This is a genomic window from Paraburkholderia caledonica (genome assembly GCF_000383275.1).
GTDB classification, from domain to species: domain Bacteria; phylum Pseudomonadota; class Gammaproteobacteria; order Burkholderiales; family Burkholderiaceae; genus Paraburkholderia; species Paraburkholderia caledonica.
Map to the genome: position 1 here is coordinate 462,522 of NZ_KB911036.1, position 26,555 is coordinate 489,076.

At 60.4% G+C, this 26,555-nt stretch carries 21 protein-coding genes; 10 read left to right on the plus strand and 11 right to left on the minus strand.

The genetic code is table 11. From position 1 onward, the window contains the following. Positions 1–2: 2 nt before the first annotated feature. The 4 genes from H281_RS0111955 to dnaA all read right to left on the minus strand — a co-directional run bounded on the left by H281_RS0111955 (position 3) and on the right by dnaA (position 9,007). A complete protein-coding gene (locus H281_RS0111955) occupies positions 3–2,681 on the minus strand; it encodes a type VI secretion system Vgr family protein (RefSeq protein WP_020067345.1) in 2,679 nt (892 codons plus the stop codon). A gap of 790 nt (positions 2,682–3,471) precedes the next feature. Then, the gene (gene gyrB, locus H281_RS0111965) at positions 3,472–5,943 is read right to left on the minus strand and encodes a DNA topoisomerase (ATP-hydrolyzing) subunit B (RefSeq protein WP_020067347.1); all 2,472 of its coding nucleotides are present in this window, start codon (positions 5,941–5,943) and stop codon (positions 3,472–3,474) included. Positions 5,944–6,056: 113 nt separating this feature from the next. Continuing rightward, on the minus strand, positions 6,057–7,160 hold the full coding sequence (gene dnaN, locus H281_RS0111970) for a DNA polymerase III subunit beta (RefSeq protein ID WP_020067348.1): 1,104 nt from the start codon (positions 7,158–7,160) through the stop codon (positions 6,057–6,059). 227 nt (positions 7,161–7,387) lie between these two features. Beyond that, on the minus strand, positions 7,388–9,007 hold the full coding sequence (gene dnaA, locus H281_RS0111975) for a chromosomal replication initiator protein DnaA (RefSeq protein ID WP_027804513.1): 1,620 nt from the start codon (positions 9,005–9,007) through the stop codon (positions 7,388–7,390). Between the two features lie 383 nt (positions 9,008–9,390). Here dnaA and rpmH point away from each other — a divergent pair, with 383 nt between their 5' ends. The 4 genes from rpmH to yidC all read left to right on the plus strand — a co-directional run bounded on the left by rpmH (position 9,391) and on the right by yidC (position 12,069). Continuing rightward, on the plus strand, positions 9,391–9,525 hold the full coding sequence (rpmH, locus tag H281_RS0111980) for a 50S ribosomal protein L34 (RefSeq protein ID WP_004198824.1): 135 nt from the start codon (positions 9,391–9,393) through the stop codon (positions 9,523–9,525). Between the two features lie 14 nt (positions 9,526–9,539). Then, positions 9,540–10,037 carry a ribonuclease P protein component gene (locus H281_RS0111985; protein WP_020067350.1) on the plus strand — a complete coding sequence of 166 codons (498 nt, stop codon included), beginning with the start codon at positions 9,540–9,542 and terminating at the stop codon, positions 10,035–10,037. Positions 10,038–10,149: 112 nt separating this feature from the next. Next, complete coding sequence (gene yidD, locus H281_RS35970) at positions 10,150–10,380, plus strand: membrane protein insertion efficiency factor YidD (protein WP_006050604.1); 231 nt, start codon at positions 10,150–10,152, stop codon at positions 10,378–10,380. 30 nt (positions 10,381–10,410) lie between these two features. Next, positions 10,411–12,069: a membrane protein insertase YidC gene (gene yidC, locus H281_RS0111995; protein WP_020067351.1), complete on the plus strand. Its 1,659-nt coding sequence runs from the start codon at positions 10,411–10,413 to the stop codon at positions 12,067–12,069. A 114-nt stretch (positions 12,070–12,183) separates the two neighbouring features. On the opposite strand, the gene H281_RS0112000 is transcribed toward yidC, so the two are convergent. Next, positions 12,184–12,591: a transcriptional regulator gene (locus tag H281_RS0112000; protein ID WP_027804514.1), complete on the minus strand. Its 408-nt coding sequence runs from the start codon at positions 12,589–12,591 to the stop codon at positions 12,184–12,186. A 368-nt stretch (positions 12,592–12,959) separates the two neighbouring features. Between H281_RS0112000 and mnmE the strand changes: the two genes are divergently transcribed. The 3 genes from mnmE to H281_RS36810 all read left to right on the plus strand — a co-directional run bounded on the left by mnmE (position 12,960) and on the right by H281_RS36810 (position 16,140). Then, positions 12,960–14,354, plus strand: coding sequence for a tRNA uridine-5-carboxymethylaminomethyl(34) synthesis GTPase MnmE (gene mnmE / locus H281_RS0112005; protein ID WP_020067353.1), 1,395 nt, complete (start codon positions 12,960–12,962; stop codon positions 14,352–14,354). Positions 14,355–14,523: 169 nt separating this feature from the next. Beyond that, the gene (locus H281_RS0112010; RefSeq protein WP_027804515.1) at positions 14,524–15,735 is read left to right on the plus strand and encodes a tyrosine-type recombinase/integrase; all 1,212 of its coding nucleotides are present in this window, start codon (positions 14,524–14,526) and stop codon (positions 15,733–15,735) included. Positions 15,736–15,978: 243 nt separating this feature from the next. Then, positions 15,979–16,140: a hypothetical protein gene (locus tag H281_RS36810; RefSeq protein WP_020067355.1), complete on the plus strand. Its 162-nt coding sequence runs from the start codon at positions 15,979–15,981 to the stop codon at positions 16,138–16,140. A 90-nt stretch (positions 16,141–16,230) separates the two neighbouring features. Here H281_RS36810 and H281_RS0112020 read toward each other — a convergent pair whose 3' ends face one another. Continuing rightward, positions 16,231–16,575, minus strand: coding sequence for a hypothetical protein (locus H281_RS0112020; RefSeq protein ID WP_027804516.1), 345 nt, complete (start codon positions 16,573–16,575; stop codon positions 16,231–16,233). Between the two features lie 114 nt (positions 16,576–16,689). After that, complete coding sequence (gene mdeB / locus H281_RS0112025; protein WP_020067357.1) at positions 16,690–19,425, minus strand: alpha-ketoglutarate dehydrogenase; 2,736 nt, start codon at positions 19,423–19,425, stop codon at positions 16,690–16,692. 150 nt (positions 19,426–19,575) lie between these two features. On the opposite strand from mdeB, the gene H281_RS0112030 reads away from it, so the two are divergent. Both H281_RS0112030 and H281_RS0112035 read left to right on the plus strand, forming a co-directional pair. Next, complete coding sequence (locus tag H281_RS0112030; protein WP_020067358.1) at positions 19,576–20,103, plus strand: Lrp/AsnC family transcriptional regulator; 528 nt, start codon at positions 19,576–19,578, stop codon at positions 20,101–20,103. Positions 20,104–20,241: 138 nt separating this feature from the next. Continuing rightward, entirely contained in the window at positions 20,242–20,667 is a 426-nt protein-coding gene (locus H281_RS0112035; protein ID WP_020067359.1) for an HIT family protein, read from the plus strand. Between the two features lie 72 nt (positions 20,668–20,739). On the opposite strand, the gene H281_RS0112040 is transcribed toward H281_RS0112035, so the two are convergent. Next, complete coding sequence (locus H281_RS0112040; protein WP_020067360.1) at positions 20,740–20,919, minus strand: hypothetical protein; 180 nt, start codon at positions 20,917–20,919, stop codon at positions 20,740–20,742. A gap of 501 nt (positions 20,920–21,420) precedes the next feature. Here H281_RS0112040 and sap1 point away from each other — a divergent pair. Further along, a complete protein-coding gene (gene sap1 / locus H281_RS0112045) occupies positions 21,421–21,759 on the plus strand; it encodes a surface attachment protein Sap1 (RefSeq protein WP_020067361.1) in 339 nt (112 codons plus the stop codon). 272 nt (positions 21,760–22,031) lie between these two features. Here the strand turns inward: sap1 and H281_RS0112050 are convergent, their stop codons facing one another. The 3 genes from H281_RS0112050 to araG all read right to left on the minus strand — a co-directional run bounded on the left by H281_RS0112050 (position 22,032) and on the right by araG (position 26,502). Next, a complete protein-coding gene (locus tag H281_RS0112050; protein WP_020067362.1) occupies positions 22,032–23,765 on the minus strand; it encodes an IlvD/Edd family dehydratase in 1,734 nt (577 codons plus the stop codon). Positions 23,766–23,815: 50 nt separating this feature from the next. After that, positions 23,816–24,820, minus strand: a complete 1,005-nt coding sequence (araH, locus tag H281_RS0112055; RefSeq protein WP_020067363.1) for an L-arabinose ABC transporter permease AraH — start codon at positions 24,818–24,820, stop codon at positions 23,816–23,818. A gap of 119 nt (positions 24,821–24,939) precedes the next feature. Continuing rightward, positions 24,940–26,502, minus strand: a complete 1,563-nt coding sequence (gene araG / locus H281_RS0112060) for an L-arabinose ABC transporter ATP-binding protein AraG (protein WP_027804517.1) — start codon at positions 26,500–26,502, stop codon at positions 24,940–24,942. Between the last annotated feature and the right edge of the window lie 53 nt (positions 26,503–26,555).

Below are 26,555 nucleotides of genomic sequence, written 5' to 3' on the forward strand. Positions count from 1 at the left end.
TTTTATTCTCCGCTTCGCTTGACTTGGTCTGCCACGAACTTGCCGAAATCGATGCCCTTCAATTCGCCCTTGCCCTCTCCGTCGAGAACGACGTTATGCAACGCACCATCCTCCGACGCGAGCTTGATCGGTTCACCTTCGGGCACATTGCCCTCTGCGTCCATATAGCGGATTCGCATGTCGGCTTTCTTGCCTTCCGCGTTGTAGGTTCGACTGAGGCTCGTCGGTCCACTGAACGAATGATCACTACCCTTGATGTCGATCTTGCCCGGCGCGTGGATCTCGATGTTTCCGTCCTTGAGACGGATATAGGCGCCGCCTGAAGTAAGCAGAATCTCCTGCTTTGCAGCAGCATCGATACGCTCGGTTGCAGACAGTAACTTCAAGCTCTTTTGAGCGGTGATCTCGAGGTTATCTGTCTGCGCCTGAATCTCGACCTTGCCTTTCGCCGCAAACAGCTTCATTCCAGCGTTCTGCACAAACAGGCTGACCCTTTGCGCAGCGCTCACCAGCAACGATTTGCCGGCCGCGATATGCGTGCTTTGCCCGCTGACCAGATTGATGTTCTGATCGGTCGCAACGTGAGCGGATTTTTGCGTCGACAGCGCGACACCCGCAGGCGACGCGAACAGCATGACTGGTTCCTTGAACGCGTTGGCGCTGCCAGTACCGCCTCCTGCCGTGTTGCCGCCCGTGCCTGTTGTGCCCTGCACGCTGTTCTGAGTCGCATCGACGAACGATTTAAGCGAATCGCTCCCGTCCTTCAGGTTCTCCGCCTGATGCGTCTCGCTCGCCTGCGAGAGTGCCTCGATCAGGCCTTCCGAATTGCTTAGCTGGTTGCTGGCGTTGCGCACATCGAGCGGCTGGCTCGCCGCGCCACTGGTAGGGTGGGTCGACACGTAAAGCCCCTGCCCCGCCCTGACCGCGCCATACGCATCGGATTTCAGATCAAACCCGCTTCCGAGATAGTCACCGCGAGCGTTACCGGTCTGACTGATGAGATACCCAAGATGCAACTGCGCGTTCGTGCTGCTGCTGTAGAGCTGCACGCGGTTCTGTCCGGTGGCATCGTCCATGACCATCTGGTTGTATCCGCTGCCCTGATATTCCTTCGACTTGTACCCGGAAAGAATTCCGTTCGAATGCCAGTCGGGAGCTTTCGCGCCGTTGTACACGCGTCCGGTGATGACGGGACGGTCGCAGTCGCCGTCGACAAACGACACCATCACCTCTTCACCAATCCGCGGCACGTGCACCGCGCCATAACTGCCGCCAGCGTTAGACTGCGCGACCCGCATCCAGCACGACGCCTTCTCGTCCCCGGGATTCAACCGGTCCCAGTGCATCTGTACCTTGATCCGGTTGAGTGTGTCGGTGAAGACCTCCTGGTTGGCCGGACCGACTACCGTCGCGGTTTGCAGATGCATCGCGGGTTTGTGGTGCTCGAGAGGGCTGCGGAAAGGCACTGTTCGCCGCTGCGTTTCGACATTCGCCATGAAGAAGCCTTCGCTGCCGTCGCCTGAACGGATCGTCATTCCCTGCGCGCCGTGCTGTGCGCGGGCGGCGGCAAGGTGAGCGTTCAGGCTATGGGGGAAGTCTGTCGTGCTGTTTGATGCAGGCAGATTGTTCTCGATCGCCCATTCAACACCGAGCACCGCGAACTGTCGCTCCTGTTCACCGCCGGAGCTGTGATCCGGGTGGTCGGCGAGTTCAAACCAGCGGCCCGCGTCGATACGCCGGACCGCTCCAACACCATGAAAGCGCTTCGCTCGCGATTCCCATTCCTCCATCCGTACCTTTGACAGCTGATCGCCGCGCTCCTGTTGTGCATAGGTATATGCGCCGGTGTACTCGTACACCTCAGCCTGCGACGGCAGATCACCCTGTGTGGTAAGTGTGGGGACCGTGGTGCCCTTCGGATTCGCGGCGGACGACGGCGCCTTGTAGTCGAACGTGCGCGTCGTGAGGGTCGTGCTCTGCAACGTCCGGGTCCCGCTCCACTGCACGAAGGCGTCGGTTTCGCTATTGGTACCGGATCGACAGAAGTTGACCGTTTGCGGTGACAGCGGTGGAAAGGCGTCAAGATTATCAGTGACGACCAGCGTATGCGATTTGCCGTCGGCGGCCTGCTCGAAATAGCCGAACAGACCTTCGGTCTCCATCAGCCGGTGACAGAAATTCCAGTCGTCTTCGTATTGCACGCAAAACGATCGTTGCGGCAATGGATTGCGCAATGCGAAGCGGAATGCACCTCGCGCCTGCGGATGCATATTGAAGACATCGGTGAGAATCGCATCGACTGACTTATCCTGCCAGATTCGTGCATCTTTACGGAAACGCAGAAAATGCATCCATGAGGCAAACACGATCTGATAACTGGTTAGTGCGCTATCAGAACCCAGACGACGGGCGGTATGAACGTAACCGTGATGCCCGGCGTACGACTGGTCCGCTTGCTGCATCCACAGCGTGACAGGTTGGGCGATTAGCTTTTTCAGTTCAATACTGTCATTCGTCGAGACGGCATCGAGCGTAAATTCATAGTGACGGCCAACCCGGGAATGGCCCACCAGCCGCTGCGGCAGTAAAACATTAATGCCTAACGGACTGTCCAATTTCAGGAGGCGTCCCGTCTGAGCGAGTCCGCCAGTAATCGCACCAATCAGGTCCTGTGCTCCCATACCGCCTCTTCTTATTCGGCACGCGCCCCCGCGTTATCGCGCGATTCTACATAAAATCAAATGATTATCGCAATCCCACTTTAAAAAACAAATGTTAAATCGGTAGCTCTTCCGCAGCGAAATCATGCGTTCGCAATATCGGTAAAATTAACCAGAGCCGGAATTTGATCGATTACCTACATCTTCTTACATGTGTGCGAAAAATAGCGTGGGCTTTATGTACAACGCCTAAGCTTCGTACGCCGTTTCCGTACACTGTTCATGTGCGTTTCTGTGAATCCAATCATGTCCAGTGCCTTTGCTCACTGTCGTGTCAGCACGCACGAATACCCGTAGAAAGAAATTCCGACGTGGTGAATGGTGTTTTTTACCACTGCGCTTTGAGTTCAGTTGGAAGAAGAAGGATGGTGCGCAGATTCTCGTAATCCTTGAGCGAGCGGTTTAGCCGTCCAACGAAGGGCTTTCCGTGCGCATGACGCGATTTGCAATGCATGGGGTCGATGTCGAGACGGGTCAGCCCCTCCAATCGCCGCCCCTCCGTCTCTGGGCGTTGTCGAATATGAGCAGGTGCGGCGTGCCGAAGACATCAAGGACGTAAGTCAGGCCGAGCTTCGCAAGCCTGGCTTTCTTCGAAAACAGGATGGATTCGACGTACTGCAAGTGCCTCACGCAGCCCGCCGTCGGCAGATTTCACATTTTGGTGACCTCACAACTATTAAGAAAAAAGACCCATAAGTTTCTCAACTTATGGGTCTTTTTTTCTCAGGTTATGCGTCTACCTACAACACCCTCAAACATCAATATTCCCAGCCCTAAGCGCATTAGACTCAATAAACGCCCGCCGCGGCTCCACATCATCCCCCATGAGCGTAGTGAAGATCCCATCAGCCGCAATAGCATCTTCGATCTGCACTCTCAGCAAACGACGCACTGCCGGATCCATAGTCGTCTCCCAAAGCTGCCCGGGATTCATCTCACCAAGCCCCTTATAGCGCTGCTTGGAAACGTTACGCTCAGCATCAGCCAACAACCACTTCATCGCAGACTTGAAGTCGCTAACAGCCATACTCCGCTCACCGCGCTTGATAACGGCACCAGGACCAATCAATCCCTTGAATGTATTAGCGGTATTGACCAGTTGCTGATAATCGGCGGTCAGCTGAAACTCTTCGTCCAGCACCGAAACCTTCTGATTCCCGTGATGCGTCCTCGCCACGCGCAGCGACCGCAACTCGCGCACCGGGTCATACATCGTCGTAACGGTGACTTCGGGCTTCAGCGCGTCGTCCCGCAGCTTAGCCTCGAGCGCTTTCGCAGAAGCCTCAGCGGCATTTTCGCTAGAGAGATCGATGACGACTCCATCCATCACAGCCTCGAGCGCTCCAGCGTCATACAGCCTGCTCAACCGGTTGACCACCGCCTGCGCAAGCAGGTAAGCACGCGCCAACTCGCCCAATGCATCGCCGGTAATTGCCGTGCCATTCTCAGACGGCAACAATTCCGAGCCCTGTAACGCGAGCTTCAGAATGTGAGCATTGACCTCGTTCTCGTCCTTCAAATACCGCTCGTCCTTACCCGCCTTGATTTTGTACAGCGGCGGCTGCGCGATATAGATATACCCGCGCTCGATCATCTCCGGCATTTGCCGATAGAAGAACGTCAGCAGCAGTGTCCGAATGTGCGCGCCGTCCACGTCGGCGTCCGTCATGATGATGATGCGGTGATAACGCAGCTTGTCGAGGTTGTAATCCTCTTTGCCGATACCGCAACCCAGCGCCGTAATCAGCGTCACGATCTGCTCCGAAGAAAGCAGCTTGTCGTAACGCGCCTTCTCCACGTTGAGCACCTTGCCGCGCAGCGGCAAAATCGCCTGAAACTTGCGATCGCGGCCCTGCTTCGCCGACCCGCCTGCCGAGTCACCCTCGACGATGTAAATCTCCGACTTCGCCGGGTCCTTTTCCTGACAATCCGCGAGCTTGCCCGGCAAACCAACGCCATCGAGCACGCCCTTGCGACGCGTCATCTCACGCGCCTTGCGAGCGGCGTCGCGAGCACGCGCTGCATCGACGATCTTGCTGCAGATAATCTTCGCGTCGTTCGGCGTCTCGAGCAGGAATTCTTCGAGCGCTTTCGCGACCACATCTTCCACCGGCGCGCGCACTTCGGACGACACCAGCTTGTCCTTCGTCTGCGCGCTGAACTTCGGCTCCGGCACCTTCACCGACAGCACGCACGAAAGCCCTTCGCGCATGTCGTCGCCCGACGTCTCGACCTTCGCTTTCTTCGCGACTTCGTGATCAGCAATGTACTTGTTCAACACGCGCGTCATCGCTGCGCGCAAGCCGGTCAAGTGCGTGCCGCCGTCGCGCTGCGGAATGTTGTTCGTGAAGCAGAGCACGTTTTCGTTGTAGCTGTCGTTCCACTGCATTGCCACTTCCACGCCCACGCCGTCCTTCTCGCCGCTCACATGGAAAATGGTCGGGTGCAGCACGCTCTTGGTTTTGTTGATGTACTCGACAAAGCCCTTTACGCCGCCGACAAACGCGAAATCGTCTTCCTTGCCCGAACGCTGATCGGTCAGGCGAATCCGCACGCCGTTATTCAGGAACGACAACTCGCGAATCCGCTTGGCCAGAATGTCGTAGTGATATTCGACATTGCCGAAGATCGTCTCGTCCGCCATGAAATGCACTTCGGTGCCGCGATTTTCGGTCTCGCCCACCACCTGGATAGGCGACACCGCGATGCCGCCGATCTCTTCGATCACACGGTTTTGCGGCACGCCACGGTGGAATTCCATGAAGTGCTTCTTGCCGTCGCGACGAACCGTCAAACGCAGCCATGCGGACAATGCGTTCACGCACGACACGCCCACGCCGTGCAGGCCGCCCGACACCTTGTAGCTGTTCTGGTCGAACTTGCCGCCGGCATGCAGTTCGGTCATCACGATTTCGGCGGCGCTGCGCTTCGGCTCGTGCTTGTCGTCCATTTTCAGGCCGGTCGGCACGCCGCGGCCGTTGTCGGTGATCGAGATGGAGTTGTCAGCGTGAATGATCACCTGAATGTCGTTGCAGTATCCGGCCAACGCTTCGTCGATCGAGTTGTCGAGCACTTCGAACACGAGGTGGTGCAAACCAGTGCCATCCGATGTATCCCCGATGTACATCCCCGGCCGCTTGCGCACCGCCTCCAGACCTTCGAGGATCTGAATGGACGAGGCGCCGTAGCTGTTGTCGGGTTGCGTATTGTTCGTTTCAGTCATGGATTTTTTCCGGTTCTGCATTACTGCTGGGTTGCTGCTCGGGACTTTTCAAAATGCCATAAAAACGCCAAAGGGGCGCTGCGCCCCTTGGTGTGTTCTGGTTTTTGGACGCGTTAGATGCGCATTGGCATCACGACGTATTTGAATTCGTCGTTCTCGGGAATCGTGATCAACGCGCTGGAGCTGGCATCGCCAAGGCTCACTTGCAACATGTCGACCTTCAGGTTCGCGAGCACGTCGAGCAGATACGTGACGTTGAACCCGATATCGACGCTGTCGCCGTCGTACGCGATCTCCAGTTCTTCTTGCGCCTCTTCCTGATCGGCGTTGGTCGACATGATCTTCAACTGGCCCGGCTCGATAATGCAGCGCACGCCCTTGAATTTGTCCGACGTCAAAATCGCCGCGCGTTGCAGCGAACGCTGCAGTTCTTCACGGCCGATCACGAACTGGTTCTTATGCGACTTCGGAATCACACGCTGGAAGTCGGGGAATTTTCCTTCCACCAGCTTCGACACCAGTTCGACCTGACCGAACGTGAATTTCACCTGCGTTTGCGCGATGTCGATGTTCAGCGTGTCGTCGATGTCTTCCAGCAGACGCTGCAACTCGAGAATCGTCTTGCGCGGAATGATCACTTCCTGGCGCGCGAACGCACCTTCGATCTTCATCGACGAAAACGCCAAGCGGTGGCCGTCGGTTGCGACCGCCATCAACTGGTCGCCGTCTACTACCAGCAGCATGCCGTTCAGGTAGTAGCGAATGTCCTGCTGGGCCATCGAAAAATGGACCATGCCGAGCAACTGGCGGAACGTCTTTTGCGGAACCACGAGGCTCGCGCCGTAGTCTTTAGCTTGCGCAACCGTTGGGAACTCGTCTGCAGCCAGCGTTTGCAGTGCAAAGCGGCTCTTGCCGGATTGCACCGTCAGACGCTTGTCATTCAGCGTAAGCGTGACCTGGCCGTCGGGCATGGCGCGCAGAATGTCGAGGAGCTTTCGTGCTGCCACCGTGGTGGCCACCGAATCGCCGCCCACGCCGAAATCGGCGCGCGTGGTGATCTGCAACTCCAGGTCGGTCGACAGGAACGACACGTCCGGGCCGTTCTTGGTAATCAGCAAATTGGCGAGGATCGGCAACGTATGGCGGCGTTCGACGATGCCGCTCACAGTTTGCAGCGGCCTGAGGAGGTTATCGCGTTCGGTCTTGACCAGTTGCATAGAGTTCCTTCGTTGATATAACGGCCCACGCGCCTTTCAGCCCTTTTGGGCATTTTTCCGGCACGCAACCGCAGCTCCCCGCCGGCGCCACGCAGCGCCCGTCACGGCGTGAAATCCGCCCGCGGCCGCCGGGCGGTTAAACCTGTATTGTGCCTGAAAAAGGAACCGCCTCACTAAAATGGGGGCGAGTTACGAAATAAACAGGTCGATTTTTCCGTCGGCACCGCTCAGCCTTTCAGCGTCTGCTCCAGCACGTGCAGCTCGTGGTTTAGTTGAGCGTCCTTGCTGCGCTCGTCGGCGATTTTTCGCACCGCGTGCAGCACCGTGGTGTGGTCGCGTCCGCCGAACAACTCGCCGATTTCCGGCAAGCTCTTCTGCGTCAGCTCTTTCGCGAGATACATGGCGATCTGCCGCGGCCGCGCGATGTTCGCCGGCCGCTTTTTCGAATACATGTCCGCGACCTTGATGCTGTAAAAGTCCGCCACGGTCTTCTGAATGTTCTCCACGGAGATCTGGCGGTTCTGCACCGTCAACAGATCTTTCAGCGCTTCTTTCGTCAGTTCGATAGTGATTTCGCGGCCGTGGAACTTCGAGTACGCCAGAATCTTGCGCAGCGCGCCTTCGAGTTCCCGCACGTTAGAGCGCAGATGCTTGGCGACGAAAAACGCGACGTCTTCATTGAGGCTCACGAATTCCGATTGCGCCTTGCGCATCAGAATCGCGACGCGCATCTCTAGCTCGGGCGGCTCGATCGCCACCGTCAGGCCGGAGTCGAAGCGCGAAATGAGACGGTCGTCGATACCCGAAATTTCCTTCGGATACGTGTCGCTGGTGATAATCACCTGCGCCTTGTTCGCGACCAACGCCTCGAACGCGTAGAAGAACTCCTCCTGCGTGCGCGACTTGCCCGAAAAGAACTGAATATCGTCGATCAGCAGCAGATCCAACGAGTGGTAGTAGCGCTTGAAGTCGTCGAACGCCTTGCGCTGGTACGCCTTCACGACGTCCGACACGTACTGTTCCGCGTGAATGTAGCGGATGCGCGCGCCCGCTTTGTCCATCAGAAGCTGATTGCCGATTGCGTGGATCAGGTGGGTCTTGCCGAGGCCCACTCCGCCGTACAGGAACAGCGGGTTGTACGAGATGCCGGGATTGTCCGCGACCTGAATCGCCGCTGCACGCGCCAACTGGTTCGCCTTACCGGTCACGAAGTTGTCGAAAGTCAGGACCGGGTTCAGCTTCGAGCGCTCGTACATCGAGTCGTTGTCGCCGTTGCCATTGGAGCTCGCGCTCTGGCCCGGACGCCAAGTGCGGCGCGCGGCCGCGGCTTCGTTTGCGTCGAGGCTCGGCAGGTCCAGGTCGGCGGAATCTTCAGCTGCGGCGCGAGCGTTTGCATTGTGCTCAGCTGCCGCGCGGGCGTTCGCGTTGAGGTTCGCCATGGCGCTGTTGGCGCCGTTCGCGCGCGCGGCGTGCGCCGCTTGTACGGCGCCAACGGCCGCATCCACGGCAGCGCCGTTGCCCGCGCTACCGCCCATAGAATGAGGCGCCGAAGCCGGACGCGGCGCAGCCGGCGCGGCTGCCGCAGGGGCGCGCATGCCGGCTTTGGGATCCAGTACGAATTGCACGTCGACCGGGGTTTGCCAGAAATCGCGGGCCATATCCGCGATGCGGCCGGAGAACTGGCTCTTGACCCAGTCGAGCTTGAAGCGGTTCGGCGCAGCAATGCTGAGCGTGTTCGCAGCGGCGTCGAAGGCGACCGGGGCCAACGGTTTGATCCACGTCACATACTGCTGGGGCGTGAGTTCACGCTCCAGCAATGCGGAACAGTGTTGCCAGAATTCGTTCATCGAGTTGCTGTCGTTATGGTGTGCACGAGGTTCGCCGGTGCCCCCGTCGCGCGCACGCAACAAGGCCCGAAGCAGCCAGGCGTAACAGCCCCAGGCGCCTGTGCCACAAAGGATTTGCGGGCAAGCGAGCCGGAGCGGCGTGCATCATTTTTGGGAAGTAAGGCGAGATTCTAACGCCAAACGGGAGCCGGAAGTGAGTTATCCACAGGGACGGATCAACTCCGCAAACGCACCGCGCGCCCATACCGCACCGGCTAAAGTATTGACGGTCAACGAAAAACGGGTTTAAATAGCGGGTTCCGCGAAAACCAATTCAGCAAACCTCCGGCCATTGCGCTTTCAGCGATGATCGCGCGGTTTTTTTTCGATCAAGTGAGAGCAACATGAAACGTACTTACCAACCTTCCGTTACCCGTCGCAAGCGTACCCACGGCTTCCGCGTTCGCATGAAGACCGCTGGCGGCCGCAAGGTCATCAATGCACGTCGCGCGAAGGGCCGCAAGCGCCTCGCCATCTAAGGCAGGCGAGCGGATTGCGCGCTCTGTCCGTACCGGGCAAGACCGGTGGCGAAGCGGGACCGGCAGAGGCGCCGCAGCAGGGCTCGGTACCGTTGCGAGCGCAAGCCGCCTTCCCCAAAGCCGCAAGGCTACTGAAAACGGATGAATTTTCATCCGTTTTTCGTTTGCGCCCGTGGCGCCGCACTGCGCACTTCGTGGTGTACGGCCGGCCTACCGGCAACGAGGCTCGCCTCGGCCTCGTGATCGGCAAGAAGTATGCGCCGCGCGCGGCCACGCGTAATCTGGTACGTCGAGTCGCGCGTGAAGCCTTTCGGGTGCGTCGCGCGGAATTCGGCGGTTGGGACGTGCTGCTGCGTTTGCACACGCGCTTCGACAAAAAGGCTTTGCCGAGCGCCGCGTCGCCGCCGTTAAAGGCGTTGTGCCGCAGTGAAATCGAGTCGTTGCTCGACAAGGCAGCACGCGAAATTGCCCGTCGTCAGGCGCCGCCCGCGGACGCGCCCAAGACGGAATGACGCTCAGGTGACCGCCCGCTTTTTCCCTCAGGCTGCAGTAGCTCCGGCAGCCTTGAACAGCGGGTGTCGTCCGGTACTTCACGTTGCGCGGCGCTGTCCGGCCGCACCAGCCATGCAAACGGTACTCATCGCTTTACTGCGTTTTTACAAGCTTGCCGTGAGTCCAATGCTCGGCAATCGGTGCCGTTTTTACCCTTCCTGCTCTGATTACGCGCGCGAAGCAATCCAGTATCATGGCGCCGCGCGCGGGACTTATCTCGCCGCCAGGCGTATTTGCCGTTGCCACCCGTTTTCCGCGGGCGGCATCGATCTCGTCCCGCCTCCCACTTCTGAAAAGCGCTGACGCGCCGTTCCATCGACACTGAGACAACGCATGGATATCAAACGCACCGTCCTATGGGTCATCTTCTTCATGTCAGCGGTCATGCTGTTCGACAACTGGCAACGCGACCACGGACGCCCGTCGATGTTCTTCCCGAGCGCCACGCCGACCAAGACGGTCGGTAGCGCCGCACCGGGAACCACGACGCCGGGAACCCAGCCCGCCGATTTGCCGGCCACCAACGCAGCAGCCCCGGCCAACACGCCGGCGGCTACGCAGTCGCAACTCGTCAAGTTCAGCACCGACGTCTACAACGGCGAAATCGACACTCGCGGCGGCACGCTGTCGAAGCTGTCGCTCGTCAAGCAAGGCGACGGCAAGCAGCCGGATCTCGTCATCACGCTGTTCGACCGCACCGCGAATCACACGTATCTGGCGCGTACGGGTCTGCTCGGCGGCGATTTCCCGAATCACAACGACGTCTTCACGCCGCTGCCCAACCAGCCGCACGACCTGACGGGCGACGCCAAATCGTTCCAGCTCAGCTTCGAGTCGCCGGTTAAGGGCGGCCTGAAGGTCATCAAGACTTACACGTTCACCCGTGGCAGCTATGTGATCGGCGTCGATACGAAGATCCAGAACGTCGGCACGGCGCCGGTGAGCCCGTCGGTTTATATGGAACTGGTGCGTGACGACCAGCCGGTGGAAACGCCGCGCTTCTCGCACACGTTCATTGGCCCGGCTGTCTACACCGACCAGCACCACTTCCAGAAGATGACGTTCGGCGACATCGACAAGAACAAGGAAGACTTCACGAAGCAAGCCGACAACGGCTGGATCGCGATGGTGCAGCACTACTTCGCGTCGGCGTGGATTCCACAGCAGGGCGTGAAGCGCGACATCTACGTCGAGAAGATCGATCCGACGCTCTATCGCGTTGGCGTCAAGCAGCCGGTTGCGGCCATCGCGCCGGGCCAGACGGTCGACGTGTCCGCGCGCCTCTTCGCCGGTCCGGAAGAAGAGCGCATGCTCGAAGGCATCGCGCCGGGTCTCGAACTGGTGAAGGACTACGGCTGGGTGACGATCATCGCGAAGCCGCTTTTCTGGCTGCTCGAAAAGATCCACAGCTACGTTGGCAACTGGGGCTGGGCGATCGTGCTGCTCACGCTGTTGATCAAGGCAGTGTTCTTCCCGCTGTCGGCCGCAAGCTATAAGTCCATGGCGCGTATGAAGGCGATCACGCCGCGCATGCAGGCGCTGCGCGAACGCTTCAAGGGCGATCCGCAGAAGATGAATGCCGCGCTCATGGAACTCTACAAAACCGAGAAGGTGAACCCGTTCGGCGGCTGTCTGCCGGTCGTGGTGCAGATTCCGGTGTTCATCTCGCTGTACTGGGTGCTGCTGTCGTCGGTCGAAATGCGCGGCGCGCCCTGGATCCTGTGGATTCACGATCTGTCGCAGCAGGACCCGTTCTTCATCCTGCCGGTGCTGATGGCTGTTTCCATGTTCCTGCAGACGAAGCTCAACCCGACGCCGCCGGACCCCGTTCAGGCGAAGATGATGATGTTCATGCCGATTGCGTTCTCGGTTATGTTCTTCTTCTTCCCGGCCGGTCTGGTGCTGTACTACGTCGTGAACAACGTGCTGTCGATCGCGCAGCAGTACTACATCACGCGCATGATGGGTCAGTCGAAGGCCAAGCCGGCCTGATCCCTGCGTGAAACGCCGAGGGCAAGTCGCCTTGCCTGCAAAAACAAAGCCGCCCGGTTCAAACGAACCGGGCGGCTTTTTTCATGCGATCTGTGTGGGCAGACGGCGCACGCGCTACTCTTCTTCGGTATCCTCACCGTAAAAGCGCCCAATCATTTCTTCGACGAGAAAACGGTCTTTCGGCGTCAACGACTCGATCTTCGAAGCGAGTTCGATCGTTTCCTGCGACGGCGGATACTTCTCGCCGCGGGCCATCGGTCTGGCGCTCGCACCGGGCGAAGGCCCGTAGTGCAGCCAGTGCTCCTTCACGTTCAACCACTCGGCAAGCGTGCGCAACTTATCGGGCTTTGGGATCGTCGTACCCGTGAGCCACTTGTGCGCGGTTTGTGGAGTAACCGGACGGTCACCGCGATAGCGAAGGTTGAACTGTTCGGCGAGCTTGGTCCCGCCGCGAATCTTCAGCGGCTCCAATGTTTCCTTCAGCCTCTTCGAGAAGGCAGCTTTTTCTTTCGGGGTTGGCATGGGCCAGATTGTGCAATTCAGCGTCCTCCCAGTTGACAACTGATCAGGCTCATGTTGAACGTATTTGAGATAATTTTAGCTTGCGTGCCGCAGCACAACGGCGATTCAGCGCAATGTCAATTTTTGCGCCTTTTCCATGTGGGACGTGCGTCTGCACGGCACAGTGTTCTCGTTGAGTCTGGCTCAGTCCTATTCATCAAGTAAAAATCCTAGCTTGCTTAGGATCAATCTCAACGGCGACTTGGAAAGCACGTTCTGGTCGTCAGGTGACGCGCAGACCGGCCGGCACATAGCCCGCGTTACAATGCCCGGCGCCCCGGAAATGTCCGCGCCGCCCTGCCCACTCTTCCGATTTCGCCGCCTCACTCATGCTGACCACCGACTCCGATCCCATCGTCGCCATTGCCACCGCGCCCGGCCGGGGAGGCATCGGCGTCGTGCGCATTTCATTTGGATGCGCGGGCGAGGCCGCGGCGCAGCCGCTGATGCAGGTGTTGACCGGGCAAGCACTCGCGCCTCGTCACGCGAGTTATGTGCCTTTTTTCGACGACGGCGGCAACGCGCTCGATCGCGGCATTGCCCTTTACTTTCCCGCGCCGCATTCGTACACCGGCGAACACGTGCTCGAGTTGCAAGGCCATGGCGGGCCGGTCGTGCTGCAACTGCTGCTGCAACGTTGCATCGACGCAGGGCGCGGATTTGGCCTGCGGCTCGCCGAGCCCGGCGAGTTCACCCGCCGCGCGTTTCTGAACGACAAGCTGGATCTCGCGCAGGCTGAAGCGGTGGCCGATCTGATCGAAGCGAGCACCGAGGCCGCTGCGCGCTCGGCAGGCCGTTCGCTCGACGGCACGTTCTCGCGCGACATTCATGCTTTGGTCGAAGAAGTGATCACGCTGCGCATGCTGGTCGAGGCAACGCTGGATTTCCCCGAAGAAGAGATCGATTTCCTGGAAGCTGCCGACGCCCGCGGCAAGCTCACGCGCATTCGCGAGCGTCTCGCGCACGTGCTCGCCGAGGCACGGCAAGGTGCGCTGTTGCGCGAGGGATTGTCGGTGGTGCTGGCCGGTCAGCCGAACGTCGGCAAATCTTCGTTGCTCAATGCACTTGCCGGCGCTGAACTCGCGATCGTCACGCCGATTGCGGGCACGACGCGTGACAAGGTCGCACAGACCATCCAGATCGAAGGCATTCCGCTGCACGTGATCGACACCGCCGGCCTGCGCGATACCGAAGACGAAGTCGAGAAAATCGGCATTGCGCGGACGTGGAGCGAGATCGAGCGCGCGGACGTGGTGCTGCATCTGCTGGATGCGCGCACGGGCATGACCGTGGAAGACGAAACCATTGCCGGGCGCTTCCCGGCCGGTGTTCCGGTCGTGCGCGTGTTAAACAAGACGGACCTTGTCGGCTTGCCGCCGGAGGCTCGTGCGCTCGATGCCGATTTCGACCTGAGCGAAGTCCGCCTGTCGGCGAAACAAGGCGACGGCGTGAGCTTGTTGCGCGACGAACTGCTGCGCATTGCCGGTTGGCAGGCCGGCGCGGAGAGCGTCTACCTTGCGCGCGAACGTCATCTGATTGCGTTGCGCGCCGCGCAGGACCACCTTGCGACGGCCGCTGCACATGCCGATCAGAACTCGCAGGCGCTGGATCTTTTCGCCGAAGAACTGAGACTCGCGCAAGACCAGCTCAACTCAATCACTGGCGAATTCAGTTCCGACGACCTGTTGGGAGTGATTTTCAGCAGGTTTTGTATCGGCAAGTAGAACTGGGCATGCAAGCCGCCTTAAAATGCTGAAAATCGCGACTCTAGGCCGCTTGAGCGCGGTAAGGCGAGCCGGATCAGCGCGCTTTGTAGACCAATAACGGCGCTTCATCTTGGTACACAAACGCAGACAGTTTAAACTTAGTCTGTCGCGTACCAGCCACTCCAACATGCCTCGCCTAGCCGCCCCGCTCACCGAATCCCAGATACGCGCACTTGAACCGCGCGCCGCCCGCTACAGCGTGGCCGACGGCAACGGCCTCGTGATCGAAGTGATGACCACGGGTACGAAGATCTGGCGCTTCCGGTATTCGCTGAACGGCAAGCGCCAGCCGCTTGCGACCATCGGCGATTACCGGATGATATCGCTGCGCGTCGCCAGAGCGAAGGCGCAGAAGTACGCGGAGCTCGTCGCGCAAGGCATTTCGCCCGTCGCCACTGCGCGCCGCGACCGCGGAGCCGAAGCGAAAGCCGACGTACTGCGTGAAGCAGCCGAGCTATATATGGCGACCGAGATGGCCGGGAAGTCAGATGAATATCGACGCACCACGCGCCGCGCGCTCGACAAAGACGTGTTGCCCGCAATCGGCGGCATGCGGGTCAAGGCGGTGACCGCAGAGCACGTCGTCGCCATCTGCGAGGCGATCAAAAGCCGCGGCTCGCCGAAGATGGCGCTGCATACCCGCAACGTCATCAAGCGACTCTACGAGTATCTGATCGCTCGCCAGCTGGCAACCTCAAACCCGGCGGAAGTCGTGCCGGCGCGCTCCATCGCTACCTTCGAGAGCCGCACCCGCGTGCTTTCCGGCGAGGAGATCGGCACGATGCTGCATTCGATCGAAACGTCGAGCATCCGCCAGCCGCTCAAGATTGCGCTGCATCTGCTGGTGCTGACGATGGTACGCAAATCTGACCTCGTGGAGGCGACGTGGGACGAGTTCGATCTCGACCGCGCGCTGTGGCGCATCTCCGCCGCGCGTCTTCATCAAGATACGGATCGCATCGTCTACCTGCCTCAGCAAGCGGTCGCGATGCTGCAACAGTTGCACCGCACGCGAGCAAGCAAAACCTTCGTCTTTCCGAGCGTAAGGGGCGACGACCGGCCGATTGCAAAGAGCACGCTAAACCAGGCGGTGAAGGCGCTTGGCCTGGAAGTCGAACATTTCGTTCTTCACGACTTCCGCCGGACGGCGTGGGCGCATCTGCGCGAGATGACAGAGCATGCACAACGGGACAAAACATCAGCGCAAACGCGACAAAGCGAGTCGCAAGGCGAGCCTGAATCCGATCCGACCGGGCAGCGGCAAATCGCGCAGCAATGGGCGGATTTCGTCGATGCAGAGCTCGACGCAGCGCGGAAAAGAGCCGTGGGCGCGGGCTGATCGAAGGAGCAGGACGCACGTAAAGGTGAAATGCCCCCGACCTGCAGTTTTAGGTACACAAAGACACGGCAGGTTGCTCGAAGCTACTGCCCTGTAAAGAAAACGAGCGTAGTTCACGAGGTTATTAATACATCCCCACAAGCGCAAAAGCGCCAAGCCATGCCCTCGCATCACGCGGCGCTTCTCTCCTGCGACTGATCGCCTACACTGGAGCAACGATGCAACCTTTTCGTGGAGGCTGCCATGTCTGAATCGTTGATCGCTTACCTGCTTGGGCCGACCGTGATGCTGCTGGTCGGCGGGGCAATCTGGGCGGCCTCCCGCTATCACCACAAGGCGGGACCGCAAAAGCTCGAGCGCTGGCTGGATACGCACTACGCCGAGTGGCTGCATCACAGGCACTGAAGCCGACGCCTTGCGGCGTCAAAACAAAAGGCCGTCGCAGTGAGCGACGGCCTTTCTGTCTGCAGCGTGCAGTTACGACGCGCCTACCACTTACCACCTGGGCGCAGGCTTACCATATTCGTACTGCTGCTGCGGCGCTCCGCACGCCACATAGCCGCGCTGGTACTGGTCGTAGCAGTAGCCCGGGGGCGGGCCCGCGTAAGCCGGTGCCGGCTGGTACACCGGCTGTGCATAGACAGGCTGCGCATAGACCGGCTGTTGATAGGCCACCGCGGGCGCAGGATTCAATATCGACGTCACGACCGCGCCCAGCACCGCGCCGCCGATCAGTGCGCCCACTACATCGCCGCCGCCACCGCCATGGCCATGAGCCGACGCTTGCCCCGCGACGCTCAAGCTGCCCACCATCACTAACGCCACTGCTAACTTTTTCATTTTTCGCTCCCGCCGTTCAGGCATGGAACGAATTGTCGGCTACGCGCGCAGAAATAGATGCTGCAAGTGGTAACGACACATTACCTGTGTAACCGCCACCATCGGCCGGTCGGATCAACGCTCCCACGACGCCGCTTGCACCGGCGCATCGCCGTAATACCGCCGGCGCGCATCGCTTAGAACACGCCCCTCAAGCACGCCTTCATCCTTTAGCGCTTTGAGCGCGGCCATGACGATCGCCTTGCGATCCACCTCGAAAAATTCGCGCAAAGCCTCGCGCGTATCGCTGCGGCCGAAACCGTCCGTGCCGAGCGTCACGTAGCGGCGCGGCACGTATGCGCGAATCAGCTCGGGCACGGCGCGAACGTAATCCGTTGCCGCGACGATCGGCCCCGCCGACTCGCCCAGCACTCGCGCGACGTAAGGCACGGCCGACGACGCATCGCCATAACGCGCAAGCCGCTCCGCCGCCATGCCGTCGCGCTGCAATTCGCTGAAGCTGGTCACGCTCCACACCGCGGCGTCGATCTGCCAGTCGTCCTTCAGCATGCGTTGCGCGGCGATGACCTCGCCAAGAATAGCTCCGGCGCCGAGCAATTGAATTTGCGCCGGCGCGCCCTTCTCCGCACCGGCGGCAAGCGGGTAAATGCCCTTCAGAATGCCTTCGCGCACTGCAGCTACATCGCCGTCCGGCGCACAAGGCTGCGCGTAGTTCTCGTTCATCACCGTGACGTAATAGAACACGTCGCGCTGACGCTCGACCATCTCCCGCATCCCTTCGTCGAGGATTACCGCGACTTCGTAAGCGAACGCGGGATCGTACGCGCGGCAGTTCGGAATGGTCGATGCCGCCAGATGGCTCGTGCCGTCCTGATGCTGCAGGCCCTCGCCGCCGAGCGTCGTCTTGCCCGACGTCGCACCGATCAGGAACCCGCGTGCGCGCTGGTCAGCGGCTGCCCAGATGAGATCGCCGATCCGCTGAAAACCGAACATCGAGTAGTAGATGTAGAACGGCAGCATCGGCAGGTCGTGCACGCTGTACGACGTCGCTGCTGCGATCCACGACGACACCGCGCCCGCTTCCGAAATGCCCTCCTCCAGAATCTGCCCTTGCGTGTCCTCGCGGTAATACAGCATCGAGCCGAGGTCTTCCGGCTCGTAAAGCTGACCCAACGGCGAGTAGATACCGACCTGGCGGAACATGTTCGCCATGCCGAAGGTGCGCGCCTCGTCGGCAACAATCGGTACGACGCGTGGGCCGAGACCCGCGTCCTTCAGCAGCGCGGTCAGCATCCGAACGAGCGCCATCGTCGTAGACATTTCGCGGCCGTTGCAATCAAGCGCGAACTGGCTCCAGGAGGACATCGGCGGGACGATCAGCCCCTCCGACGCAACTCTCCGCCTTCTGGGCAGATAGCCTCCGAGAGCGGCCCGGCGAGCATGCAGGTATTGCATTTCCGGACTGTCTTCCGCGGGTTTGTAAAACTTCACCTGTTCGACGTCCGCGTCCGTGAGCGGCAAACGGAACCGGTCGCGAAACGCCTTGAGGTCGTCGAAATCGAGCTTTTTCTGCTGGTGCGTGGTCATGCGGCCCTGGCCAGCGGTGCCCATGCCAAAGCCTTTCATCGTCTTTGCAAGGATCACAGTCGGCTGGCCGCGATGCGCGAGCGCTTTTGCGTAAGCCGCATGCAGCTTGCGCACGTCGTGACCGCCGCGCCGCAAGCGGTCGATCTCCTCGTCGCTCAGTTGTGCGGCGAGCGCGGCCAGTTCGGGGTTCTGGCCGAAGAAGCGCTCGCGGTTGTACGCGCCGTCGTTCGCCGAAAAAGTCTGGAACTGGCCGTCGACCGTATTCGCGAACGCGCGCAGCAACGCGCCGCTGTGGTCGCGCGAGAACAGCGCGTCCCAGTCCGAGCCCCAGATCACCTTGATCACGTTCCAGCCGGCGCCGACGAAATGCGCCTCCAGTTCGTCGATGATCCGGCCATTGCTGCGCACCGGACCATCCAGTCGCTGCAGGTTGCAATTGATGACGAACACCAGATTGTCGAGCCCTTCGCGCGCGGCCAGCGACAATGCGCCGGTCGACTCCGGCTCATCCATTTCGCCGTCGCCGAAAAAGCCCCACACCTTGCGGCCTTCAGTGAGCGCGAGGCCGCGATTCGCGAGGTAGCGCATGAAGCGCGCTTGATAAATCGCATTGATCGGCCCAATGCCCATCGAGCCAGTGGGAAACTGCCAGAAGTCCGGCATCAGCCACGGATGCGGATACGAACAGAGCCCCGGCCCGCCGATCTCACGACGGTAATGCCGCAGATTGTCCTCGGAGAGAAAACCTTCCAGATACGCGCGCGCATACACACCCGGCGACGAATGCGGCTGGAAATACACGAGATCGCCCGTGCCTTCGCCCGCCCCCGGCATCGACGCGCGAAAGAAATGGTTGAAGCCGACTTCGAACAGATCGGCCGCCGAGGCATAGCTCGCGATGTGGCCGCCGAGTTCGCCGTACGCCTTGTTCGCGCGCACCACCATCGCGAGCGCGTTCCAGCGCAGCGCAGCGGCAAGCCGCTCCTCGAGTTCGAGATTGCCCGGATAGCGCGGCTGATCTTCGGGCGCGATCGTGTTGCGGTATGGCGTGACGTTGGTACGCGCCGATTCGACGCCGAGCGACACCGCGTGACTCGCCAGCCGGTCGAACAGAAACTGCGCGCGCTCGCGGCCCACGTGTTCCACGACAGCGTCGAGCGCCTCCAGCCACTCCGCTGTTTCCTGCGGATCGGCGTCCGCCGCCTCCGTGCGCTGAACGCCGAGGCTCCGTACCTGCTCACTACCGCTGGACAAATCCGTCATAGCACCACTCCGCATCGACACGCCGGTTCAAGATCGAGTGAGTCAATGGTACTTACGAGCTTGCAAAATGAGCGTCTCATTTGCTTGCGATCGCGCGCTGCGATAGGCTATTTATTCCGGATTTCGCCTTGCTCACGGAATATTTCATCTATGACCACGCCACCCAGACGGCTCGATCGGATCGACATCGGCATCCTGAGCCAGTTGCAGCAAAACGCGCGCATCACCAACGCCGACCTGGCGCGCTCGGTAAATCTCTCGCCCACGCCGTGCTTCAACCGCGTGCGCGCGCTCGAAAAGCTCGGTCTCTTCAAGCAGCAGGTCACGCTGCTGAACCCCGAGCCGCTCGGGCTACGCATCAACGTGTTCATTCAGGTAAGTCTGGAAAAACAGGTGGAGGACGCGCTGCTGCGTTTCGAGCAGGCCATTTCCGAGCGACCGGAAGTGATGGAGTGCTATTTGATGACGGGCGATGCCGACTACCTGCTGCGCGTGGTGATGCCCGATATGCGGACTCTGGAGCGCTTCATCGTCGATCATTTGACGAAGATTCCGGGCATTTCCAACATTCGCTCCAGCTTTGCACTCAAGCAGGTGCGATATAAGACGGCGCTGCCGCTGCCGTCGTCTGGATTAACGCTGACCGACCCGGACGACGTGGCGACCGACTGGCGCTGACGCGTCACCGCGCCTCGCTTCGTTTCGCTTCGGCCAAAGCGGTGGGCTGCTGTAATAGTGGCGGCCGACAATAGGCACGACGGCGTGCGTCAAACCTTACCCGCGACAAGCGTGCAACAAAAATCAGGAGAAAAAGCGATGAACTACGACGACAGCAATCCTTTCGCGAAGATTCTGCGCGGCGAGCTACCGTGCATCAAGGTCGCGGAAACCGATGCCGCGCTCGCCTTCATGGACCTGATGCCGCAAGCCGACGGCCATTTGCTCGTCGTGCCGAAGGAAGCGGCTGCGGAGATCTTCGACCTGTCGGACGCGGCGACCGTCGCATGCATGCGCATGACGCAAAAGCTTGCCATCGCCGTGCGCGCGGCGTTGCGTCCGGACGGCGTGTTCATCGGCCAGTTCAATGGCGCGGCTGCCGGGCAGACGGTGCCGCATGTGCACTTTCACGTGATTCCGCGCTGGGAAGGTCAGCCGTTACGCATGCACGCGCGCGACGTCGCGGACGGAGACACGCTCGAAGCGCTGGCCAAACGCATTCGCGCGCATTGGCGAGCGGACTGAGTCGCGAGTCTTCCGTCTTCAGTGACAAGCGGCGCGCTCGTAGAGTGCGCTCACGGGAGCACGAGCGCCGCGTTACAGCCGATGCCGCGAGCGGCGCAGCGGATGACGCCAGTCGAGTCGACGCGGTCTCGCTTGCATGGGGCGCGTGTCGTGCAGATGCCGGTGTTCCTGCCACAATTCGTCGGAGAAAAGAAACGCGACGATCAGCAGCGGCAGGACGAGAAAAACGCCCAATATGAGGTTCTCGAGCACGGCGGCCTCCGTTCTCACGTTGCATGGTTTTTATTGTAGAGCACCGCACGTACCTGCAATGTCGGCCAGTTGCCGTCCAGGTGCGGCGCAACGCTGAGCGGTGCCTGGCATCGTTTATCTTCTGCATTTACACCGTTATATCCGCCGCTTTAACAAGTCGGCGAAATGACTTTGTGTGCAATGCACCAAGCGCCCTTGCCGTTACTAATAGATCGCTTAAATCGAATATCGCGTTAACGCTAATACGGCCCGCAAAGCATTACTGGTTAAAGCCGTGCGCGGGTGGAGTCGCTTAGTTATCCCTCTTAATTTGGTGTCTTTGATGCGTCGCCGAACCATCCTTCATATGACGCGCACGGTGCGACAATCTGCCACTGTTGCGACCGCACACAAGTTGTGCTTGTGGTTCTTGCGCGTTCTCCTAAAGTGCAAGGTGCGGGCTAGACGATGGAGTTAAATACATAGCTAACCTGAGCATTCGGCCCGCACCCGGAGGAACATATGAAAACTCGACTCGCCCTGGTTTTCGCCGTTGCAAGTCTGGCTGCCGCAAGTGTTCAGGCGCAAGACGTCATGATCAAGCCGCAGCAAACCATTCAGTTCAAAGCCAACTCGTACGGCTGTTTGTCGAAAGACAAGCTCGACGCCGTCAATGAGCACGCGCAAGCCGGTGAACAGCAGAAAATGCAGGAGTTCTTCTCCGGGTATCAATGCGTTTCGACGCCGGAGAATTCGAGCTTCCGCGTCGTGCGTGTCGTCGGTCACGACTTTGAGTTCGTGAATGCCAGCAATAGCGACACGCAAGGCCTCTGGGCGAACGATCGATTCATCAAGCAATGATCTTATAGAACACTGAGTGCGCAGACTTTCGGCGAGTTGCCGGAAAGACATGCGCTCCAGTGGATGCTCTGGCTTTAAAAACCGGAGACTGTGAGCTTGTGCTTAAAAAAATCGGTTGGACATTTTTCAATGTCCGGCCGATTTTTATTTGTGCGACGTGTCCGTGCAATGCGCGTAAAAAAGCCGATGCGGTTATGTGGAACCGCATCGGCAGCACGCCTTCTCGCAAAGCGCAGGAACAACCGTTTAACTCTTCAAACGACTCGCGCCGCTCAGTGCGAGTCGCGCGGCACCGGCGCGCCGCTGGAACCCACCAGGAAGTCGAGATCCGCGCCCTGATCCGCCTGCAGCACGTGCTCGACATAGAGCTTGTAGTAACCGCGCTTCGGCGACTCGGGCGCCTGCCACGCGGCGCGTCGGCGCGCGAGTTCGTCGTCGCTCACGTCGAGGTGCAGGCGCCGCGCTTCGACATCCAGCTCGATCATGTCGCCGGTCTGCACGAAAGCCAGCGGACCGCCCGCGGCGGCTTCGGGCGACACGTGCAACACCACCGCGCCGTACGCTGTGCCACTCATGCGTCCGTCGGAAATACGCACCATGTCTGTAATGCCTTTTTGCAGCACCTTTTTCGGCAACGGCATATTGCCCACTTCGGCGAAGCCCGGATAACCCTTCGGCCCCGCGCCTTTGAGCACCATGATGCAGTTTTCGTCGATGTCGAGCGACTCGTCGTCGATCTTCGCGTGCAGCTCTTCGATGTTTTCGAACACGACCGCGCGGCCTCGGTGCTTCAGCAGTTCCGCAGTGGCCGCCGACGGCTTGATCACCGCGCCGTTCGGCGCCAGGTTGCCCTTCAGGACCGCAATGCCCGCCTTCGGCTTGAACGGCTCGGCGAACGTCGTGATGACTTTCTCGTCATGGTTGGGCGCGTTGCGCACGTTGTCCCAGATCGTCTTGCCGTTCACGGTCAGCGCCTCGCGATGCAGCAGCCCTTGCTCGCCCAGTTGCTTGAGCACCGCCGGCAAACCGCCCGCGTAGTAGAAGTCTTCCATCAGGTATTCGCCTGACGGTTGCAGATTCACGAGACACGGCACGTTGGAGCCGAGCTCCCAGTCTTCCAGCGAAAGCTCTACGCCAATGCGCTTCGCGAGCGCGATCAGATGCACGACGGCGTTGGTCGAGCCGCCAATCGCCGCATTCGTGCGGATTGCGTTTTCGAAGGCCTGGCGCGTGAGAATCTTGTCCATCGTCAGATCTTCGCGAACCATGTCGACAATGCGCCGGCCGGCCAGATGCGCGAGCACCTGGCGTCGCGCGTCCACTGCGGGAATCGCGGCGTTGTGCGGCAAGCCCATGCCGAGCGATTCGACCATCGAAGCCATCGTCGACGCCGTACCCATCGTCATGCAGTGGCCGCGCGAGCGGTTCATGCACGACTCCGCCTCGGTGAATTCTTCCTGCGTCATCGAACCGGCGCGCACTTCCTCGGACATCTGCCACACGCCTGTGCCCGAGCCGATATGCTTGCCGCGGAACCGGCCGTTCAACATGGGTCCACCCGACACCGCGAGCGCGGGCAGGTTGCACGACGCCGCGCCCATCAGCAGCGCAGGCGTAGTCTTGTCGCAGCCGACGAGCAGAATCACGCCGTCCATCGGATTGCCGCGAATCGATTCCTCGACGTCCATCGAAGCGAGGTTGCGAAACAGCATGGCCGTCGGTCGCAAATTGGTCTCGCCGAGCGACATCACCGGAAACTCCAGCGGCAAACCGCCCGCTTCATGCACGCCTTTTTTCACGTATTCCGCGAGCTCGCGGAAATGCGCGTTGCAGGGCGTGAGTTCCGACCATGTATTGCAGATGCCGATTACCGGACGTCCGTCGAATTCGTCGTGCGGAATGCCCTGGTTTTTCATCCACGAGCGATGCAGAAACCCGTCGCGGTCCTTGAGGCCAAACCACGCCTGGCTGCGCAGCGGCTTTTTTGTCTGGTTGGAATCAGCCATGAAATCTCCTGTTGGCAAACATGTAGGGCAGGGCGCGCGTCATTGCACGCTTAGTGCACGCGCTTGCTGCGGCGGAACTGGTCGAACAGCACCGCGAGCAGCAGGATCCCGCCGCGAATCAGGTATTGATAAAAAGTCGGCACGTTCATCAGGCTCATTGCGTCCTGCACGGAACCCATGATCAGCACGCCCACCAGCACGCCGGAAATCGTCGCGACGCCGCCCGTCAGCGACACGCCGCCGAGCACGCACGCGGAGATCACGCCGAGTTCGAGACCGACCGACGTCTTCGGATCGCCGAGACTCATACGCGACGCAAGCATCACGCCCGCAAAGCCGGTGACGAGCCCTTGCAGCACGAACACGGTGATCTTGATGCGCGTGACGGGCAGACCCGCGAGCAGGGCCGCCTCGCTGTTGCCGCCGACCGCCAGCACGTTCTTGCCGAACACGGTTTTCTTCAGCAGAAAACCGAACACCACGAAGCCGATGATGTTGCTCCAGATCGGATACGAAATGCCGAGGAAGGAGCCGCCGCCCAGATCGAAGAAGCGTTCTTCCGAAATCATCACCGCGTCGCCGCTCGACGTGATGAAGGCGAGGCCGCGCACGACTTCCATCATCGCGAGCGTGACGATCAGCGAATTGATCTTGTAGCGCGCGACCAGCACGCCGTTCACGAGCCCGACCGCGCCGCCGGCAAGCACGCCCGCGGCAACGCCGAGCAATACGCTATGCGTGACGGTGATCAACGTGGATGCCACGACCCCCGCGAACGCCACGATCGACGCGACCGACAGATCGACCTCGCCGAGCGCGAGCACGAACATCATGGTCACGGAGATCGAGCCGATCAGCGTGACGGAAAGCAGCAGGCCCTGAATGTTTCGTGAACTCAGGAAGTCGGGCACGGTGAACGACAGCACCGCAAACAGGATGATGAATACCATCACGATGCCGGACTTGTTGATCAGATCCCAGGTCCGCGCGGCGCGCGCGCTCAAGCCCGCGGAAGCGACGGCTGGCGTGGAGGGGTCGGTCGATGGTGTGTGCATGATGTGTGTTCCGTTTCAATGCCGCGTGGTTCGGTTCGACGGCGCGATTCAGTTGCGTTCGGTTCAGGTGCCTTCTTCAGGGGCCTTCATTTGTCTGGCACCTGAGGCCAGCATGTGTTCTAGCGAGGCAGCGCGAGCTTGATGAGCGCATCGGGTGTCGCCTGTGCTTTCGGCAGATCGCCAACCAGGCGGCCTTCTTTCATGACGATCACGCGGTCGGTCACGCCGATTACTTCGGCAAGATCGCTCGACACCACGATCACCGTACGTCCCGCGTCCGCGAGCCCATACAGCAGACCGTAAATTTCGCTGCGCGCGCCGACGTCGATGCCGCGCGTGGGTTCGTCCATCAGAAACACGTCGATGTCTTCCGCGAGCCAGCGCGACAGAATCACCTTCTGCTGATTGCCGCCCGAGAGCGTGCCGATCGGCGTCTCGCCGTTGCGCGTCTTGATCGCGAGCTTGCCGATGAACTCTTTCGCGGTCTGCGCTTCCTTGCGTCCGTTGAGCACGTTGAAGCGGCTGAAGTGCCGGCGGCAACTGATGTTGAGGTTGTCCGAAACCGAAGCGATCGAAACGATGCCTTCCTGCTTGCGATCTTCGGGACACAGCGCGACGCCCGCGCGCACTGCGTCGCGCGGCGTGGCGAAGCGCACCTGCTTGCCTTTGAGCGTGATGTCGCCGGCCGTGGGTTTGACCGCGCCGTAGATGAGCTTCATCAGTTCGGAGCGCCCGGCCCCGACGAGTCCGAAGAAGCCGACGATTTCGCCTTTGCGTGCGGAGAAAGTGGCGGGCTCGCGCAGGCCGGGTCCCATCAATCCCTTGACGTCGAGTTGCACGTCGCCGACATCGCGCGTGCGATAGCCATACACGTCGGCGATCGAACGGCCCACCATGCAGCTGATCAGACGGTCACGGTCGAGGCCTGCGCCTGCGTCGAACGTGTCGATGCGACGGCCGTCGCGAAACACGGTGACGCGATCGCACAGTTCGTAGACTTCATCCATCCGATGCGTGACGTAGATGATCGCGCGGCCTTCGGCACGCAACGCGCGAATGATCCGGAACAGCTGCGTGGTCTCGCGCGACGACAACGAACTTGTCGGTTCGTCGAATGCGATCACGCGCGCATCGCGCATCAGCGCCTTGCCGATTTCGATCATCTGACGCTGACCGATCGACAGATTTTTCACCTGCTGCGACGGATCGATTTTCTCGCCGAGGCGTTCGAGTTCGCGCACCGCGCGCGCGACGAGCGCCTTTTCATCCAGCACACCGAAGCGGTTGGGCAGCGCGCCGAGCATCAGGTTTTCGGCCACCGTCAATTCCGGCACCAGGTGCAGTTCCTGATAGATGATCGCGACACCCGCCGCAATTGCCGCCTTCGTCGTGGTGAACTGCTGCTCCACGCCATCGAGCGACAACGTGCCCGCCGCCGGCTGGTTTACGCCCGACAAGACCTTGAGCAGCGTCGATTTGCCGGCGCCGTTTTCGCCCATGAGGCCGTGCACTTCGCCGCGACGCACTTCGAGCGACACCTGGTCGAGCGCCAGCACGCCGGGAAAGCGCACGGTGATGCCGTCGAGTTGCAGATACGGCTCGGTCGAAGCGGGCACAGGCGAGGGCGTCTGTAGCGGCGCGTCGGCACCGCCAAGGGATGTCGCAGTGTGTGAGGACGTCATCAAAAAACCTCAATGGTGGACAAGCTGTGCGGGCCGCTCTCGCGTCAGGCAAA

Bases quoted from the DNA above. Each gene is read 5' to 3' on its own strand.
- H281_RS0111955 (WP_020067345.1), bottom strand. From the start codon at position 2,681: ATGGGAGCACAGGACCTGATTGGTGCGATTACTGGCGGACTCGCTCAG.
- gyrB (WP_020067347.1), bottom strand. From the start codon at position 5,943: ATGACTGAAACGAACAATACGCAACCCGACAACAGCTACGGCGCCTCG.
- dnaN (WP_020067348.1), bottom strand. From the start codon at position 7,160: ATGCAACTGGTCAAGACCGAACGCGATAACCTCCTCAGGCCGCTGCAA.
- dnaA (WP_027804513.1), bottom strand. From the start codon at position 9,007: ATGAACGAATTCTGGCAACACTGTTCCGCATTGCTGGAGCGTGAACTC.
- rpmH (WP_004198824.1), top strand. From the start codon at position 9,391: ATGAAACGTACTTACCAACCTTCCGTTACCCGTCGCAAGCGTACCCAC.
- yidD (WP_006050604.1), top strand. From the start codon at position 10,150: ATGCAAACGGTACTCATCGCTTTACTGCGTTTTTACAAGCTTGCCGTG.
- yidC (WP_020067351.1), top strand. From the start codon at position 10,411: ATGGATATCAAACGCACCGTCCTATGGGTCATCTTCTTCATGTCAGCG.
- H281_RS0112000 (WP_027804514.1), bottom strand. From the start codon at position 12,591: ATGCCAACCCCGAAAGAAAAAGCTGCCTTCTCGAAGAGGCTGAAGGAA.
- mnmE (WP_020067353.1), top strand. From the start codon at position 12,960: ATGCTGACCACCGACTCCGATCCCATCGTCGCCATTGCCACCGCGCCC.
- H281_RS0112010 (WP_027804515.1), top strand. From the start codon at position 14,524: ATGCCTCGCCTAGCCGCCCCGCTCACCGAATCCCAGATACGCGCACTT.
- H281_RS36810 (WP_020067355.1), top strand. From the start codon at position 15,979: ATGTCTGAATCGTTGATCGCTTACCTGCTTGGGCCGACCGTGATGCTG.
- H281_RS0112020 (WP_027804516.1), bottom strand. From the start codon at position 16,575: ATGAAAAAGTTAGCAGTGGCGTTAGTGATGGTGGGCAGCTTGAGCGTC.
- mdeB (WP_020067357.1), bottom strand. From the start codon at position 19,425: ATGACGGATTTGTCCAGCGGTAGTGAGCAGGTACGGAGCCTCGGCGTT.
- H281_RS0112030 (WP_020067358.1), top strand. From the start codon at position 19,576: ATGACCACGCCACCCAGACGGCTCGATCGGATCGACATCGGCATCCTG.
- H281_RS0112035 (WP_020067359.1), top strand. From the start codon at position 20,242: ATGAACTACGACGACAGCAATCCTTTCGCGAAGATTCTGCGCGGCGAG.
- sap1 (WP_020067361.1), top strand. From the start codon at position 21,421: ATGAAAACTCGACTCGCCCTGGTTTTCGCCGTTGCAAGTCTGGCTGCC.
- H281_RS0112050 (WP_020067362.1), bottom strand. From the start codon at position 23,765: ATGGCTGATTCCAACCAGACAAAAAAGCCGCTGCGCAGCCAGGCGTGG.
- araH (WP_020067363.1), bottom strand. From the start codon at position 24,820: ATGCACACACCATCGACCGACCCCTCCACGCCAGCCGTCGCTTCCGCG.
- araG (WP_027804517.1), bottom strand. From the start codon at position 26,502: ATGACGTCCTCACACACTGCGACATCCCTTGGCGGTGCCGACGCGCCG.